Origin of the sequence: Actinokineospora sp. PR83, from assembly GCF_021056305.1 — a bacterium.
In the GTDB taxonomy this organism is placed as follows: domain Bacteria; phylum Actinomycetota; class Actinomycetes; order Mycobacteriales; family Pseudonocardiaceae; genus Actinokineospora; species Actinokineospora spheciospongiae.
Genome location: NZ_JAJCXD010000024.1, coordinates 42264 through 56675 on the forward strand (window position 1 = coordinate 42264; position 14412 = coordinate 56675).

Below are 14412 nucleotides of genomic sequence, written 5' to 3' on the forward strand. Positions count from 1 at the left end.
GAGCCGGTGTCGGCGACAGGGGGTTCGCTCGTGCGCTTCACCTTCCACTCGATTCCCGTCGGTCCCGCCAACGTGGGCGAGGTGGGTGTGGTCGCCTCCACCGAGAAGTACGCGTTGGAGTTGCGCGAGTTCTACGACTCGCGGGCGACCTGGCACCGCAGGCTCTACCGCGTGGCGGGCATCCTGGTGATCCTCGCGGGCACCGGGCTGCCGTTGCTGGCGAACCTGGACTACCCGGCCAAGTCCCTGGTGGTCTCGCTGGCGGGCACGCTGGTCGCCGTGCTCACCGCGCTGCACGCCTTCTACCGCTGGGACCAGTCGTGGGTCCTGCTGCGCGGCACCGAGTCCGCGCTGACCAAGGCGTACTGGGAGTGGCAGGCGACGCGGCCGGGCGAGGACGACCTGAGCAGCACCCAGCACTTCCTGGACTTGCTGGCCGACCTGCGCGCCCAGGAGGCGGTCACCTACTTCAAGGACCTGCCGTTCCCCTCGGCGGTGCCGACTCAGCCCGGCTCGCGGTAGGCATCGGGCAGGTAGCCGGAGAAGAAGACGTTGTCGGCCAGTTCCGCCGCGCGGCGCTCGTCCTCGGGGGAGTGCGCGGAGTAGGCGATCACTGGCCTGCCCCGGCCCCGCCAGAAGGTCACCGCCCGGGAGGGCAGCTCGCCCAGCTCGTAGGTGATGAAGTCGGGGTGGGTCACCGCGTTGGTGAGCATCGCCCGCCCCAGCAGCCGCTTCACCGCCCCCGCCGACGGGAGCGACCCGGAGACCTGCCCGACCGCGCGGTCCGGCACCCGCGCGCGCAACCGGTGCACGGCCACCGGGTCGAACGACTGGAGCACGAACTCGCCGCCGTAGCCGCGAATTCGCTCCGCCACCGCGTTCTCCAACCGATCGTCGGCGGCGAACCCCCACCGGCGCACGTCGACCACCACCGGCACGGTCCCGTCCACCAGCGCCAGCACGTCCTCCAGCGTCGGCACCGGCAGCCCGCCGACCGCTACCCGCATCTCCCGCACCTCGCTCGCGTCCAGCTCCGCGATCGGCGCCGTGGGTCGCCCCACGACCCGCGACAGGTCCCGGTCGTGCACGACGAATGGCTGCCAGTCCCGGCTCACCTGCACGTCGAACTCGAACGGCACCCCCCGCGCCACCGCCCGCCCGAACGCGGCGAGGGAGTTCTCCGGGTTCTCGGCGTCGTAGAGGCCCCGGTGGGCGATGGGGGAGGCGGTCAACCACGGGGGAGCGCTCACCGACCCGACCCTACCCACCGGGGTACCGCGCCCGGGCCGATCGCCGCGTTCCGCGCGCCTGTGCTGGGATGGGCCGGTGACCGACATCGCCACCGCCCGCACGCTGCTGTTCGTCCCCGGTACCCGGCCCGAGCGCTTCGCCAAGGCCGCCGCCTCCGGGGCCGACGCCGTGGTGCTCGACCTGGAGGACGCGGTCGCCGCCGAGGACAAGGCCGCTGCCAGGGCCGACGTGGTGGCGTGGCTGGAGCGGGGGAACGCGGCGGTGGTGCGGGTCAACGCGGCGGGGACGCCCTGGCACGACGACGACGTCCGCGCGGTGGCCGGGCCTGCCTCGGCGGTCATGGTGGCCAAGGCCGAGCGGCCCGACGACCTGGCCGCGATCGGTGCGCCGGTGCTCCCGCTGATCGAGACGGCCACCGGCGTGCTCGACGCGCGGGCGCTGTGCGCGGTCCCCGGGGTGGTCCGGGTCGCGCTGGGGCACATCGACCTCGCCGCCGAACTGGGGGTCGCCCCGGATTCGCGGGAGGCGCTGCTGCTGAGCCGGTCGGTGCTGGTGGTCGCGTCGGCGGCTTCGGGGCGGGCGGGGCCGGTCGACGGGGTCACCACCGCCTTCGGGGACCACGACGCGCTGCGGTCGGACCTGGCGCACGCCCTGGGGCTCGGTTTCACCGGCAAGCTGTGCATCCACCCCGGTCAGATCGCGCCCGCGCACGCCGCCATGGCGCCCGGCGCGGACGAGGTGGAGTGGGCGCGCGGGGTGCTGGCGGCGGGGGCGAGCGGGTCCGTCGCCGTCTACAACGGACAGATGGTCGACCGGCCGGTCCTGCTCCGCGCCAACGGCATCCTGCGGCGCGCGGGGGGCTGACCGGCTCGGCCGCTGGTACGGTGGCGGTGAAGACCGAGCACGGGGAGTGATCCACCGATGGTGGCCGAGGACGACGTTTCCGGGTAGACCGGCCGTCTGACCAGCGGTGTCCGCACAGCGGCACCGCTACCGGTCGTGCGCTCTTTCCTCCCACCCTCCCCGGACGGCCGCTGCCGCCCGGCTTCGCGCATGAGGACTTCCGCGTGTCTTCCATCATCTGTTCCGCCCTGTCCTTCTCCTGGTCCGACGGCACCCCCGTCTTCGCGGACCTGAGCTTCACCGCCGGTCCCGGCCGCACCGGCCTGGTCGCGCCGAACGGTGCGGGCAAGAGCACCCTGCTCAAGCTGATCGCGGGGGAGTACACCCCGACCGAGGGCTCGGTGACCGTCGACGGGGTGCTCGGCTACCTGCCGCAGACCCTGCCCCTGACCGGGGAACCCACCGTGGCCGAGGTGCTCGGGATCGCCCCGGTGGTGCGTGCCCTGGCCGCCATCGAGGCCGGGGACGCGAGCGAGGAGCACTTCGCCGCGGTCGGCACCGACTGGGACGTCGAGGACCGGGCCCGGGTGCAGCTCGACCGCCTCGGCCTGGCCGGGATCGCCCTCGACCGGCGGCTGGACACCCTCAGCGGCGGCCAGGTCGTCACCCTCGGGCTGGCCGCCCAACTGCTCGCCGAACCCGACGTGCTGGTGCTCGACGAGCCGACCAACAACCTCGACCGCGACGGCCGGGCCCGGCTCGACGCCGTTGTGCGCGAGTGGAAGGGGTGCCTGCTGCTGGTCAGCCACGACCGGGCGCTGCTCGACCGGGTGGACCGCATCGCCGAGCTGGACCAGGGGCGGGTGCAGGTCCACGGCGGGAACTTCACCTCGTGGGAAGCCGCCCGCCAGGCGTCGCGGGAGGTGGCGGAGAAGAACATCCGCAACGCCGAGCAGCAGCTCAAGCGGGAGAAGCGGGAGATGCAGCAGGCCAGGGAACGGGCCGCGCGCCGGTCGGGCAACGCCGCCCGCACCAACACCGACATCCCCCGGATCATCCAGGGCGGCCTGAAGCGTCGCGCCCAGGAGTCCGCGGCCAAGGCCGACGACACCCACGGCAACCGGGTCGACGTCGCGCGCGCCCGGCTGGACGCGGCGGAGCGGTCGCTGCGCGAGGACGAGACGATGGCCCTGTCGCTACCCGACACGGAGGTCCCCGCCGGTCGCACCGTCTTCCACGGCGAGCGCCTCCGGGTCCGCGACCTGTTCGGCGACGGCATCGACCTGGTCATCCGCGGTCCCGAGCGGATCGCGCTGCTGGGGGCGAACGGCGTGGGCAAGTCGACGCTGCTGCGGGTCGTCTCGGGCGCGCTCACCCCGGACGCGGGGCTGCTGACCCGGGCCGAGGGGCGGGTGGCGTACCTGTCGCAGCGCCTCGACCTGCTCGACCCCGCGCTGAGCACGGCGGAGAGCCTGCGGGCGGTCACCCCGGGGATGCCGGAACCGGACCGGATGAACCTGCTGGCCAGGTTCCTCTTCCGCGGCCCCCGCGCCCACCTCCCGGTGGGCGCGCTGTCCGGCGGTGAGCGCCTGCGGGCGACCCTGGTGTGCGTGCTGTGCGCCGAACCCGCGCCGCACCTGCTGCTGCTCGACGAACCCACCAACAACCTCGACCTGCCCGGCGTCGACCAGCTCACGGCCGCGCTCAACGCCTACCGGGGCGCGTTCGTCCTGGTCAGCCACGACGAGCGGTTCCTGACCGACGTCGGCGTGGATCGGGCTCTGCGCTTGGCGGACGGCGGGCTCACCGAGGTGGACGTGCCCTGAACCGACGCGTGCCCTCGCGGGATCACCCCGCGAGGGCACGTGGGGGCGTGCGGCCGGGAAGAACACGCGCGCACGGGTTCAGCGGTCGGTGACGATCCCCAGGCGGTCGTCGTGCGGCTCGGGCAGGTGCAAGGACTGTTCGGGGGTCTCGACGATCTCGTCGACCACCACTGCACGCAACCGCTCCTCCGCCTCGGGTGTTCTGGCCCGGTGGCCGGTCAGCGCGAGGATCGCCTCGCGTGCCAGTGGGCTGACGGCGAACACGCTCGGCCACGCCACCACGTCACGGCACTCGTCGGCGGGGATGGTGAGCACGCGGGCATCGGTGTCCCCGTAGAAGCGGTGGGAGTGCTCGAATCCCGGCGGAGTCCACGTCACCCGGTTCGCGGGCGCCACCCAGTATCGTCGCCGGGGTTGACCGACTCGGCCTCGCACGTGGGTGATCGATGAGCGACACCGCCGCGATCAGGGCGCGAGGGCGGCGACGAGCGCTGCCGGGTCGGGTGCGGCTCCGGGCGCTTGGAACACGACGGAGGTGACGCCCGACTCGCCGTACTGGGTGAGGACCCCCGCCACGGCGTCGGCGAGGTCGGCGCGGGCCGGGTCGACCTCGACGAATGACACCACCTGCGGTGCCGGACGGCCCACGGCGGCCGCGGCCGAGTTGACGGTCTCGACGACGGCGCGGACGGCGGAGGGTTCGAGCGGCCCGGTTTCGGGGGCGTCGAGGAGTACGCCGTCGCCGAACTCACCGGCCAGAGCGATCGTCTTGGGCCCGCGCGCCCCCACGACGAGCGGGGGCACCTGGGCGGGCGGCCAGTCGAGGGCGACCGCGTCGAGGTGTACGTAGCGGCCGTCAACGGTCACGGTCTCGCCGTGCAGGAGTGCGCGGACAGCGGTGGTGTACTCGCGCAGGAGCGTCATGGGAGAGGCGGCGCGGGCGCCCACCTGGGCCATCCAGTCGAGCACTCCGTGGCCGAGGACGGGCTGGAAGCGGCCGGGGAACACCCGGGCGAGCGTGGCGATCTCCATGGCGGCCAGCGCGGGGTTGCGCAGCGGCACCGGCAGCAGGCCGACGCCGACGGTGATACGCGACGTCCAGGCCAATGCGGCGGCGGCGCTGGTGAGGCCGCCTTCGGAGAAGCAGTCCTCCCAGAGCCACAACTCGTCGATCCCGGCGGCCTCCGCGCCCAGGGCGGCGGCCCGCAACTCCTCGGGCGGCGACTGCGGCCGGAACACGACCCCCACACGTGGCTTCGTCATGTCCGCGAGTGTGCCGCAGGGACGCCGGGTGACCCCGGCAGGGGTGGGCCACCCGGTGCACCGACACCACACGCACCCGCTGCCCAGGCTGACGACACACGGCTGATCGTCGACACGCTGGCGGACAGCCGCACCGACGGCGGCGATGTCATGCCTGCGCCGAGTGGAGAGGCAGGCGAGGTGGGTGATCGGGCACCGGGCACCGGCGAACCTGCCGCGCCCGCTGTCAGACCGTGAGCCGGGGCGGGTTCGGGCCGTAGGCGTTGGCCCTGGCCGCGCGGGCGCGGACCCCGGGGATCGCGGTGACGACCCGCAGGAAGCGCGGTGGGGTGATCGGCCTGCCGCGGTCGCGGGCCCGGGCGGTGCGCTGCTCGATGCGGACCTGCTGGGCCTGCACCTGGCGGATCGCCGGTTCGCGGTCGGCCTGGATGGCCGCCAGCACGTCTTCGTCGAGGGTGTTCGCGGTCAGGGCGGGAACGAGTCGGTTCGCGGCGGCCACGGCGTCCTGGACGGCCATGAGGATGCCGTTGCCGCCCACGGGGGAGATGACGTGGGCGGCGTCGCCGAGGAGGAGGAGGCCGGGGCGGTGCCAGCGGGTGACCCGGCTGATGTCGACCGAGAGCAGGGTGGTCTGGGTGAAGTCGGTCAGGGCGGGGACCCGGTCGGCCAGCCAGGGGATCTGCCGGGCGACCGAGGCGCGGATCGGTTCCAGGCCCGCCGCCCTGGTGGCCTGGTAGCCGCCCTTGGGCAGGCTGTACCCGACCTGCCAGGTGTCGGTGCCGCCGAGCAGGCCGAGGTAGTGGTCGCGGCCGAAGTACAGGTCGACGTCGGCGTCCGGGGGGTCGGTGGGGAGCCGGGGCAGGCGGAACCACAGCAGGTCCGTGGTGGCGCCGAGGTTCGCGGCGGGCAGGTCGGCGAGCTTGCGCACCGCGGAGAACCGGCCGTCGGTGGCGACCACGAGCCGGGCCCCGACCTCGCCGCCGCGGTGCCGGACGCCGGTCACCGCGCCCGCGTCGTCGCGGAGCAGGTCGGTGACGCGGGTGTGCATCCGCAGGTCGAACTCGGGCAGTTCGGCGGCCCGCTCGGCCAGGAAGGTGAGGAACCGCGACTGCGGCATCAGCGCGACGTACGGGAACCGGCTGCGCACCTTCGCGTAGTCGGCCACGGTCAGCGGCCCGTGCGGGGTGTGGAACCGGAAGGAGCGGGCCGGGTGGTGCGCGAGGGCCAGCAGGTCGTCGGCCAGCCCGAGCTGGTCGAACAGCTCCAGCGTGTACGGGTGCAGCGAGTCGCCGCGGAACTCGCGGGCGAAGTCGCCGTGCGATTCCAGGACGGTCGTCCGCACGCCCGCCCGCGCCAGCAGGTACCCCAGCACCATGCCGCCGGGGCCACCGCCGACGACCACCACCGGTCGCGTGTCGTCCATGCCCCCATCCTCGCCACCCGCCGCCCGTCCCGCCGGGTGGACGACCCGCGCCGACGTGATGTTGATCCCCGTAACGGGTTGCCGCACCCCGCCGATCTGCGCCTTGTGACAGACGACTGGCTCCGCGCGGGCGGTCCCGAGGAGACGTTCCGGGTCGCGCCGGTCGAACGGGACGTGGCGAGCCTGCGGCGGGCCAGGGCCGAGTCGCTGCGCGCGGCCAACCTCGACACCTGGAACCGGGGTCGGGACCGGCTCGTCGAGGCGATCCGCGACACCCGGGCCGCGCTCACGGGGGCGGGTTCGCCGGGTCTGGGCACGGTCGTGCGCTTCTCGCTGCTGGTCCGCAACTGGCGCGGCTGGGTCCTGTCGGAGGGCTTCTACCTGCTCGCCAACGGTGACATGGCCACCCAGCCCGGCGACGAGGCGTTCCGCCACCGCTTCCGCCACCCCCCGGAGGACTACGCCAGGCGCGTGCTGACCACGACCTGGACCGAGTACCGCCACGGCGACGACCGCACCGGCGTCCCGCACGACCGGCTGGACGAGACGAGCCCGGCCGAGTTCGAGAAGTGGGTGGCCGACCGGGTCCGCGGCACCGCCCGCCCCCTCGCCGTCCTCCTCGTCCGCCACGGCCTCCGCGACGACGACGTCCTGTAGCCCCGAGCGTCAGCGCAGGTGGGGGTCGACCCGGGCGATGGTGTCGCGCAGGGCGGTGATGTGCTCGGTGAGGGCGCGGCGGCCGGTGCGGGTGAGGGAGATCCAGGTGGTGCGGCGGCCCGCGTGGACCCCCTTCCTGCTGCGCACGTAGTCGATCCCGGCCAGCGCCGAGACCTGTTTGGACAGGACCGAGTCGCTGACGCGCAGTTCGTCGCGGAGGGCGGCGAACTCCAGTTCGGTGACGGCGGCGAGCAGGCTGAGCAGCTTGAAGCGGAGCAGGGATTGCAGGTTGAGGTCGAACTCGGCCATCAGGCCGTCGCCAGGAGCAGGACGACACCCGCGGTGGCGAGGGTGGCGAAGGCGAGGAGCTGCCACCGCGACTGGGCGCGGGAGTGCGCCACCGGGTCGCCGCGGTAGGCGCTGAACCACCGCCATCCGCCCAGCGCGTAGCCGATCCCGCCCGCGGCGGAGCAGACGGCGGTGAGCCACCACAGGTCCAGGTGACCCGCCCACACGGCACCCGCCAGGGCGGCGGTGTAGGACAGGGACGCGGTCGTGGCCGTGCCGAGCACGGCCCGGTGGGCGAGTCCGGCGATCCACACCCCGTTCAGGTTGCGGAACCTGGCGAGCTGGGCGACCGCCACCGCGCAGAAGACGAGCAGGCCGGCGGCCAGGACCAGGTGCGACCAGGTGGTGCCGACCGCGAGGCCGACCGCGGTGGTGGCGAGCTGCGTGGCGACGGCGACGGCGATCGACCCGAAGAACAGCCCCGGGAGGCGGAGCCGGGCCGCCAGGCCCACCTGCGACCGCCGGGCGTCGCCGAGTGCGGTCGCGGCCTCGTCCGGCTGCGGGGTCCATGAACTTTCCATGTCGGAAAGTGTAGGTCGAACTTTCCGCTACGGCAAGTGCGCTGGACCCGGACGTGCCGGTGGACCTCCTCCGCGCCGGGCGGGGAAAGTCCACAGTGGAGGAAGGGCTCGACGCCCGACCCGGGTGGTGGGTCGGGCGTCGAGCTTCCGCGATCGCCGGGAAACGGAGTGAACCCGGCTACCGCAGTCCGGAGCTGTCAGCGACAGCCGGGTGGGGTTGCGTTGCGCGCTGGGCGCCGGGTCCGTCGACCGGGATCAGGAGGTCGGCATCAGAACGCTGTCGATCAGGTAGACCGTGGCGTTCGCGGTCTTGACGCCGCCGCAGATCACGTTGGCGTCGTTGACCTTGAGCGAGTCGCCCGAGCCGGTCACGGTGACCTTGCCCTTCTCGACGCTGGTCTGCTCGCCCGCGATCTTGTCCGGGGAGATCTGGCCGGGGATCACGTGGTAGGTCAGGATCTTGGTCAGCAGGGCGTCATCGGTCTTGAGCGTCTCGATGGTGGCCGCGGGGATCTTGGCGAAGGCCGAGTCGACCGGCGCGAAGACGGTGAACTCGGCGCTGTTCAGCGTCGAGACCAGGTCGACCTTCGGGTTCAGCTTGCCGGAGACGGCGGAGACCAGGGTCGTGAGCAGCGGGTTGTTGCTCGCCGCGGTGGCGACCGGGTCGGCGGCCATGCCGGAGACCGAACCCGCGCCGGAGGGGACCTGCTTGGCGTAGTCGGCACAACCCGGGCCCACCAGGGTGGAGGCGGGGTCCGCGGCAGCGCTGGCGGAGGTGGTGGTGGCGGCCGGGGCCTGGGTGGTCGTGGTCGCCGAGGAACCGGTGTCCGAGCTGCCGCAGGCCGAGGCCAGCAGGGCGGTGATCGCCAGGCCGCTGACCGTGGTGCCGACGCGAATGCTGCGCTTCATCTGTAGGTGCTCCGTTGCTTGAGGAAGGGCACCGCTTGGGCGGGAGGTCCCGCCCAGCGGATCCTCGGTGTGTCCGAGGGGGAGAACACTGGTGATTCGGCCCCGGGTGGGGGGTGGATGGGTCGGATGGGGACCGAAACCATTCCGTGACCAAATGTGTTCGTCCCGTCACCCCATCGGGTTCTCGCGTGGCACGCCCGAGTACTCCTGTGTAGGGTTCCGCGATTTTCCCGACGGGTACCGGAATTGTTGCGTCCATACTGGAATTGGCGAACCGGTCCGACGAAAGTTCCGGCGGGACCGACCTTGGTGGGGGTGGTCGTCGACCGGCGGCCGATTCGGGGGCGGGCACTCCCGCGGTCGAATGGCCGCATGATCGATACTGTTCCCGCCGCCCCGGTCGCGGCGGCCCGCCCCGGGTTCGCCCGGCTGCCGGTGTTCCTCGTCGCCGGGGTGACCGGTGCGCTGATGCTGCTGGCCAGCCGCAACTACGGGTACTTCTTCGACGAGGCGTACTTCGTGGTCGCGGGTCGCGACCACGGGGCGCTCGGCTACTTCGACCAGCCGCCGCTGATCCCGTTCCTCGCGGGCGCGTCGGACGCGCTGTTCCCCGGTTCCCTGCCTGCGTTGCGGCTGCCCGCCACCGCCGCGGCCACCGCCGGGGTGGTGCTGACCGGTTTGATCGCCAGGGAACTGGGTGGGCGCCGGGTGGCGCAGGCGGTCGCCGCCCTGGGGATGGCGCTGAGCGGGACCAGCCAGATCGCGCACTACCTGGCGACGTACTCGGTCGACCCGTTCTTCTGGACGGCGATCGTGTTCCTGCTCGTGCGCTGGACGCGGCAGCGGTGTGACGGGGTGGCCGACGACCGGCTGCTGCTCGCGGCCGGGGTGGTGACCGCGGTGTCGTTGCAGACGAAGTTCCTCGTCCCCGCGCTGTGGGTGGCGGTGCTGGTGTGCGCGCTGGTGTTCGGGCCGCGCGAGCTGCCGCGCAGGCCGCTGCTGTGGCTGGGCGCTGCGGTCGCGGCGGTGGCCACGGTGCCGACGCTGTGGTGGCAGGCGGCGAACGGGTGGCCGTACCTCCGCATGTCGGACGTTGTGGCGCGGGAGTTCCCCGGTGCCGGGCCGTACCTGTCGCAGGCGCTGCTCGGGGCGGGGCTGCCGCTCGGGGTGCTGCTGGTGGTGGCCGGGGTGGTCCGGCTGGTGGGCTTCCGGTCGCCGTTCCGGTACCTGGGGGTGGCGACGCTCGTGCTGGTCGTGGCGTTCCTGGTCGCGTCGGGGCGGCCGAACTACGTCTACGGGCTCTACGCGCTGCCGCTGGCCGCGGGCGCGGTGTGGGCGCAGGACCTGCGGTGGCCGACCGCGGCGAAGTGGGCCGGTGGTGCGGTGGTGCTGGTGTCGATCGCCCAGGCCGCGGTCGTGCTCCCCGTCTACCCGGTGTCGGTGGCCCAGCGGTTGCCCGCCGAGTTGCCGCTGGGCACCCTCACCGCGCGGGCGGTCCTGGACGGGGAACGCCTCCTCGACCCCCTCCGGGACGCCATGGCGCAGACCTACCGCGCGCTGCCGGAGGAGCAGCGCGCCCACACCGCCATCATGACCGACAGCTACGTGTTTGCCGCCGCCTTCGACCTGCGCGCAGCCGAGCAGGGCCTGCCCCGCGCGTACAGCACCCACCGCGGTTACTTCCACTTCGGCGCCCCGCCGGAATCCGCCGACAGCGTCCTGTTCTTCGGCGACGAACAGCCCGAGGTCCGCCGCGCCTTCACCGGCAGCGTGGTGCTGGTCCCCGACTTCGCCACGCTCTACACGGGTCGAACCGAATCCTGGGGCCGGTTGTGGCCGGGGATGCGGTCGCAGTGAAGGTGATTGCGCGTGTGCGCCGATTCGCCGGGGTCAAACCGGTGCGGCCTGTGACGTTGACCTTCCCCGGTCCGAGGGTTGCACCGCGCGGGGGCGGGTATTCGCTGCTCGAAGACCCCGACTTTGTGAGAGGACCGGTGTCATGGGAGCCGTTGCGCACTACATCGAGGTGGAAGCGCCCGCTCAGGCGTGCTACGACTGGTGGCGGTCGCTGACCAAGCTGCCGCAGATCATGTCCGACGTGCGCGAGGTGAAGTCGAAGGACGGAGCCGACCACCGTACCGTGTGGACGGTCGATGGCCCGCTGGGCAAGACCCTGACCTGGGAAGCCGACATCGTCGACGACGAGGCGCCGCACAAGATCGCCTGGGCGACGGTCGAGGGCTCCGACCCGGACGTGAAGAACTCCGGCGTCGTGCGCTTCGACGACAAGGGCAACAGCCGCACCGGCGTCGAGATCAGCCTGGAGTACGAGCCCCCGGCGGGCAAGCTCGGCGAGGCCGTCGCGTCGCTGTTCGCCGACCCGCAGAAGAAGGTCGAACGCGCCGCCGCCGAGTTCAAGGCGGTCATCGAGCGGCGCTGACGTGGACGCCGCCGAGCAGTTCCGCGCGTGGGTCGACGAGGGCCACGCGGACCTGCCGCTGCCCGGTGGCGGCGGCACCGCCGAGCGGTGGGCCGGGTTGACCGCGTTCGGTGCGGTCGACCTGGCCGCCGCCCGGCTCGCGGAGGGGCACGCCGACGCGGCAGCCATCCTCGCCGAGCTGACCGGCGAGCAGGTGGCGCCGGGGGAGTACTGGGGTGTGTGGGCGGCTGCGCCCCGGTCGCTCACCGCCCGGCACGACCACACCGGGTGGCGCATCAGCGGCGACCGGCCGTGGTGCTCCGGCGCGCACACGCTCACCGACGCCCTGGTCACCGCGCAGACGCCCGGTGGCCAGGCGCTGTTCCACGTCCGCACCGCCGACGCCGCGCCGCTGCCCGACACCTGGGCGGCGACCGGCATGGCGGCCAGCGACAGCGGCACCGTCCGCTTCGCCGCCACCCCGGCCCGCCCGGTCGGCGACCCCGGCGCCTACCTCGACCGACCCGGCTTCTGGCACGGCGGCATCGGCGTCGCCGCGGTGTGGCTCGGCGGTGCCCGCGGCGTGGCCCGCCCGCTGTTCGACCGGGCCGACCACGACCCGCACCAGCTCGCCCACCTGGGCGCGGTCGACGAACTGCTCAGCACCGGGGACGCCGTCCTCGCCGACGCGGCCCGCACCGTCGACGCCGCGCCCAAGGCCGACGCCGAACGGCTGGCGCTGCGGGTCCGCGCGGCGATCGAGCGGGTGGCCACCGGTGTGCTCGACCACGTCGGCCGGGCCACCGGCGCCGGACCGCTCTGCGCCGACGCCGCGCACGGCCGCCGCGTCGCCGACCTCACCGTCTACCTCCGGCAGAGCCACGCCGAACGCGACCTCGCCCGCCTCGGAGAACTGGGAACCCGACCGTGATCGAGATCGAGGGCATGGGGACCGACGAGAGCGCCTGGCGGGGCTGGCCCGTGCTCGGTGCCCTGCCCCCGCTGCCGAACCCGGAGACCCCGGTCGTGGTGGTCGCCCCGCACCCGGACGACGAGGTGCTGGGGGTCGGCGGTCTGCTCCGGCTCGCCCGCGGGGTGCGCCTGCTCGCGGTGACCGACGGCGAGGCGTCGCACCCGAACACCACCGTCTACACCCCGCCCGAACTCGCGGCCGTCCGCCGCCGGGAGACCGCCGCCGCGCTGGCCACCCTCGGCGTCGCCGCGCGGGTCGACCGGATCGGCATGCCCGACGGCGATATCGACGAGGACGCGCTCGTGCCGCTGATCGCCCGCGTGCTGCGCCCCGGCGCCCGCTGCCTGGCCACCTGGCGCGGCGACGGGCACCCCGACCACGAGGCCGTCGGCCGGGCCGCGGCCCGCGCGTGCGCCCGCACCGGGGCCCGGCTGCTGGAATACCCGGTGTGGACGTGGCACTGGTCCACCCCGGGCGACCCGCGCGTGCCCTGGTCCACCGCGCTGCGGGTGGACCTGCCGCCGGAGGTGGCCGCGGCCAAGCGGGCGGCGGTCGCCGAGTTCGCCAGCCAGGTGAACCCGCTCGGCCCGGACCCGGCGATCCTGCCGCCGCCGGTGCTGCGCAGGCTCACCCGCGACTTCGAAGTGGTGTTCGGGTGAGCCTCGGGCCGGACTACTTCTCCACCCAGTACGCAGCCGACCCGGACCCGTGGGGGTTCCGCTCCCGCTGGTACGAGCAGCGCAAGTACGCGCTCACCCTGGCCGCGCTGACCCGCCCGCGCTACCGGTCGGCGTTCGAACCCGGCTGCTCGGTCGGCGTGCTGACCGCCGCCCTGGCCCAGCGGTGCGATCGGGTCCTCGCCTGGGACCTCGACCCGACCGCCCGCGCCCAGGCCGCCGCGGGCACCCCGGACAACGTCGCGGTCGACGCCGGTCAGGTGCCCGGGGACTGGCCGCCGGGCGAACACGACCTGATCGTGCTGTCCGAGGTCGGCTACTACCTCGACCGGGAAGACCTGCGGCGCCTGGTGGACCTCGCCGTCGACTCGCTGGCTCCCGACGGCGAACTGGTCCTCGTGCACTGGCGCCACCCGGTCGCCGACTACCCCGGCGACGGCGACACCGTGCACCGGGCCTTCCTGACCGGTTCCCCGCTGCACCACCAGGCCGGGCACCTCGAACCCGACTTCCGCCTCGACGTGCTGACCAGGCAGCCGGGATCGGTCGCCGCCCAGGAGGGCCTGTGCTGACCGGGATCGAGGTCGTGGTCCCCGCCCACGACGAGCGCGACCACCTGCCGGACTGCCTGGCCGCCCTCGCCGACGCCGCGGCCCGAGCCCCGCTCCCGGTCCACGTCACCGTCGTCGCCGACTCCTGCCGCGACGACACCGCCGCCGTGGCCGAGGCCGCGGGCGCCACCGTCGTGACCGTCTCGGTCCGCAACGTCGGCGCGGCCCGGTCGGCGGGCTTCGCCCCGGTCGCCCGCCCCGGCCGCTGGCTCGCCACCACCGACGCCGACACCCGGGTCCCCCGCACCTGGTTCACCGACCAGCTCGCCCAGCACGCGGACGTCGTGGCGGGCGAGGTGGACGTCCTGGACTGGACGGCCTGGCCCTCCTGGCTGCCGCACCTCTACCGCGCCAGGTACTCCCGCGAGCGCGGCCACGTCCACGGCGCCAACCTGGCCTTCACCGCCGAGGCCTACCTCGCCGTCGGCGGCTTCCCCGCCCTGCCGGTGCACGAGGACGTCCGCCTCGTCGAGCACCTGCGCGCCGCGGGCTTCCGCGTCGTGCACCCCGACACCGCCCCGGTGGTCACCAGCGCCCGCCGCACGTCCCGCTGCACCGGCGGTTTCGCCACCCACCTGACCAACCTCGCCGAGGCCCACGACCGGTTGAGCGGCACCGGGTGATGGAACACCGTCGCTGTCCCCCGGCGGGCGGAATGGCCAAGAACTGTCAGTGACAGGGCTATGGCGGC

The 14412-nt window shown here is 73.9% G+C and carries 17 protein-coding genes; 10 read left to right on the top strand and 7 right to left on the bottom strand.

Annotation, left to right across the window (positions count from 1 at the left end; translation table 11 throughout):
• The first annotated feature begins 30 nt into the window (after window positions 1-30).
• Window positions 31-522 (top strand): DUF4231 domain-containing protein, encoded by a 492-nt coding sequence (locus L6E12_RS35330; RefSeq protein WP_236227182.1) that lies wholly within the window; start codon window positions 31-33, stop codon window positions 520-522.
• Here the strand turns inward: L6E12_RS35330 and L6E12_RS07685 are convergent.
• Window positions 504-1250 carry a glycerophosphodiester phosphodiesterase family protein gene (locus tag L6E12_RS07685; protein ID WP_236227183.1) on the bottom strand — a complete coding sequence of 249 codons (747 nt, stop codon included), beginning with the start codon at window positions 1248-1250 and terminating at the stop codon, window positions 504-506. The genes L6E12_RS35330 and L6E12_RS07685 overlap by 19 nt on opposite strands.
• A gap of 76 nt (window positions 1251-1326) precedes the next feature.
• Here L6E12_RS07685 and L6E12_RS07690 point away from each other — a divergent pair, with 76 nt between their 5' ends.
• Window positions 1327-2115 carry a CoA ester lyase gene (locus L6E12_RS07690; protein WP_236227184.1) on the top strand — a complete coding sequence of 263 codons (789 nt, stop codon included), beginning with the start codon at window positions 1327-1329 and terminating at the stop codon, window positions 2113-2115.
• 203 nt (window positions 2116-2318) lie between these two features.
• Window positions 2319-3920 (top strand): ABC-F family ATP-binding cassette domain-containing protein, encoded by a 1602-nt coding sequence (locus L6E12_RS07695; protein ID WP_236227185.1) that lies wholly within the window; start codon window positions 2319-2321, stop codon window positions 3918-3920.
• A 78-nt stretch (window positions 3921-3998) separates the two neighbouring features.
• On the opposite strand, the gene L6E12_RS07700 is transcribed toward L6E12_RS07695, so the two are convergent.
• The 3 genes from L6E12_RS07700 to L6E12_RS07710 form a co-directional block, all read right to left on the bottom strand.
• Window positions 3999-4316, bottom strand: a complete 318-nt coding sequence (locus tag L6E12_RS07700; protein ID WP_236227186.1) for a hypothetical protein — start codon at window positions 4314-4316, stop codon at window positions 3999-4001.
• Between the two features lie 69 nt (window positions 4317-4385).
• Window positions 4386-5183: an LLM class flavin-dependent oxidoreductase gene (locus L6E12_RS07705; RefSeq protein WP_236227187.1), complete on the bottom strand. Its 798-nt coding sequence runs from the start codon at window positions 5181-5183 to the stop codon at window positions 4386-4388.
• A 226-nt stretch (window positions 5184-5409) separates the two neighbouring features.
• Window positions 5410-6606 (bottom strand): FAD-dependent oxidoreductase, encoded by a 1197-nt coding sequence (locus tag L6E12_RS07710; RefSeq protein ID WP_236227188.1) that lies wholly within the window; start codon window positions 6604-6606, stop codon window positions 5410-5412.
• A 105-nt stretch (window positions 6607-6711) separates the two neighbouring features.
• Between L6E12_RS07710 and L6E12_RS07715 the strand changes: the two genes are divergently transcribed.
• Window positions 6712-7263 (top strand): hypothetical protein, encoded by a 552-nt coding sequence (locus L6E12_RS07715; protein WP_236227189.1) that lies wholly within the window; start codon window positions 6712-6714, stop codon window positions 7261-7263.
• 9 nt (window positions 7264-7272) lie between these two features.
• Here the strand turns inward: L6E12_RS07715 and L6E12_RS07720 are convergent, their stop codons facing one another.
• From L6E12_RS07720 to L6E12_RS07730, 3 genes are all read right to left on the bottom strand, one after another.
• Entirely contained in the window at window positions 7273-7572 is a 300-nt protein-coding gene (locus tag L6E12_RS07720; protein WP_236227190.1) for a transcriptional regulator, read from the bottom strand.
• On the bottom strand, window positions 7572-8132 hold the full coding sequence (locus L6E12_RS07725) for a hypothetical protein (protein WP_236227191.1): 561 nt from the start codon (window positions 8130-8132) through the stop codon (window positions 7572-7574). The genes L6E12_RS07720 and L6E12_RS07725 overlap by 1 nt, the downstream gene beginning before the upstream one ends.
• A gap of 255 nt (window positions 8133-8387) precedes the next feature.
• Window positions 8388-9041, bottom strand: coding sequence for a fasciclin domain-containing protein (locus L6E12_RS07730; protein WP_236227192.1), 654 nt, complete (start codon window positions 9039-9041; stop codon window positions 8388-8390).
• 372 nt (window positions 9042-9413) lie between these two features.
• Between L6E12_RS07730 and L6E12_RS07735 the strand changes: the two genes are divergently transcribed.
• The 6 genes from L6E12_RS07735 (at window position 9414) to L6E12_RS07760 (ending at window position 14344) form a co-directional block, all read left to right on the top strand.
• Complete coding sequence (locus L6E12_RS07735) at window positions 9414-10898, top strand: glycosyltransferase family 39 protein (RefSeq protein WP_236227193.1); 1485 nt, start codon at window positions 9414-9416, stop codon at window positions 10896-10898.
• 142 nt (window positions 10899-11040) lie between these two features.
• The gene (locus L6E12_RS07740) at window positions 11041-11481 is read left to right on the top strand and encodes an SRPBCC family protein (protein ID WP_035289198.1); all 441 of its coding nucleotides are present in this window, start codon (window positions 11041-11043) and stop codon (window positions 11479-11481) included.
• Window position 11482: 1 nt separating this feature from the next.
• Entirely contained in the window at window positions 11483-12391 is a 909-nt protein-coding gene (locus L6E12_RS07745; RefSeq protein ID WP_236227194.1) for an acyl-CoA dehydrogenase, read from the top strand.
• On the top strand, window positions 12388-13092 hold the full coding sequence (locus L6E12_RS07750) for a PIG-L deacetylase family protein (protein ID WP_236227195.1): 705 nt from the start codon (window positions 12388-12390) through the stop codon (window positions 13090-13092). The genes L6E12_RS07745 and L6E12_RS07750 overlap by 4 nt, the downstream gene beginning before the upstream one ends.
• Window positions 13089-13682, top strand: a complete 594-nt coding sequence (locus L6E12_RS07755; protein ID WP_236227196.1) for an SAM-dependent methyltransferase — start codon at window positions 13089-13091, stop codon at window positions 13680-13682. Before L6E12_RS07750 ends, L6E12_RS07755 begins: the two co-directional genes overlap by 4 nt.
• A complete protein-coding gene (locus tag L6E12_RS07760) occupies window positions 13676-14344 on the top strand; it encodes a glycosyltransferase family 2 protein (protein WP_236227197.1) in 669 nt (222 codons plus the stop codon). The genes L6E12_RS07755 and L6E12_RS07760 overlap by 7 nt, the downstream gene beginning before the upstream one ends.
• The last annotated feature ends 68 nt before the right edge of the window (window positions 14345-14412 follow it).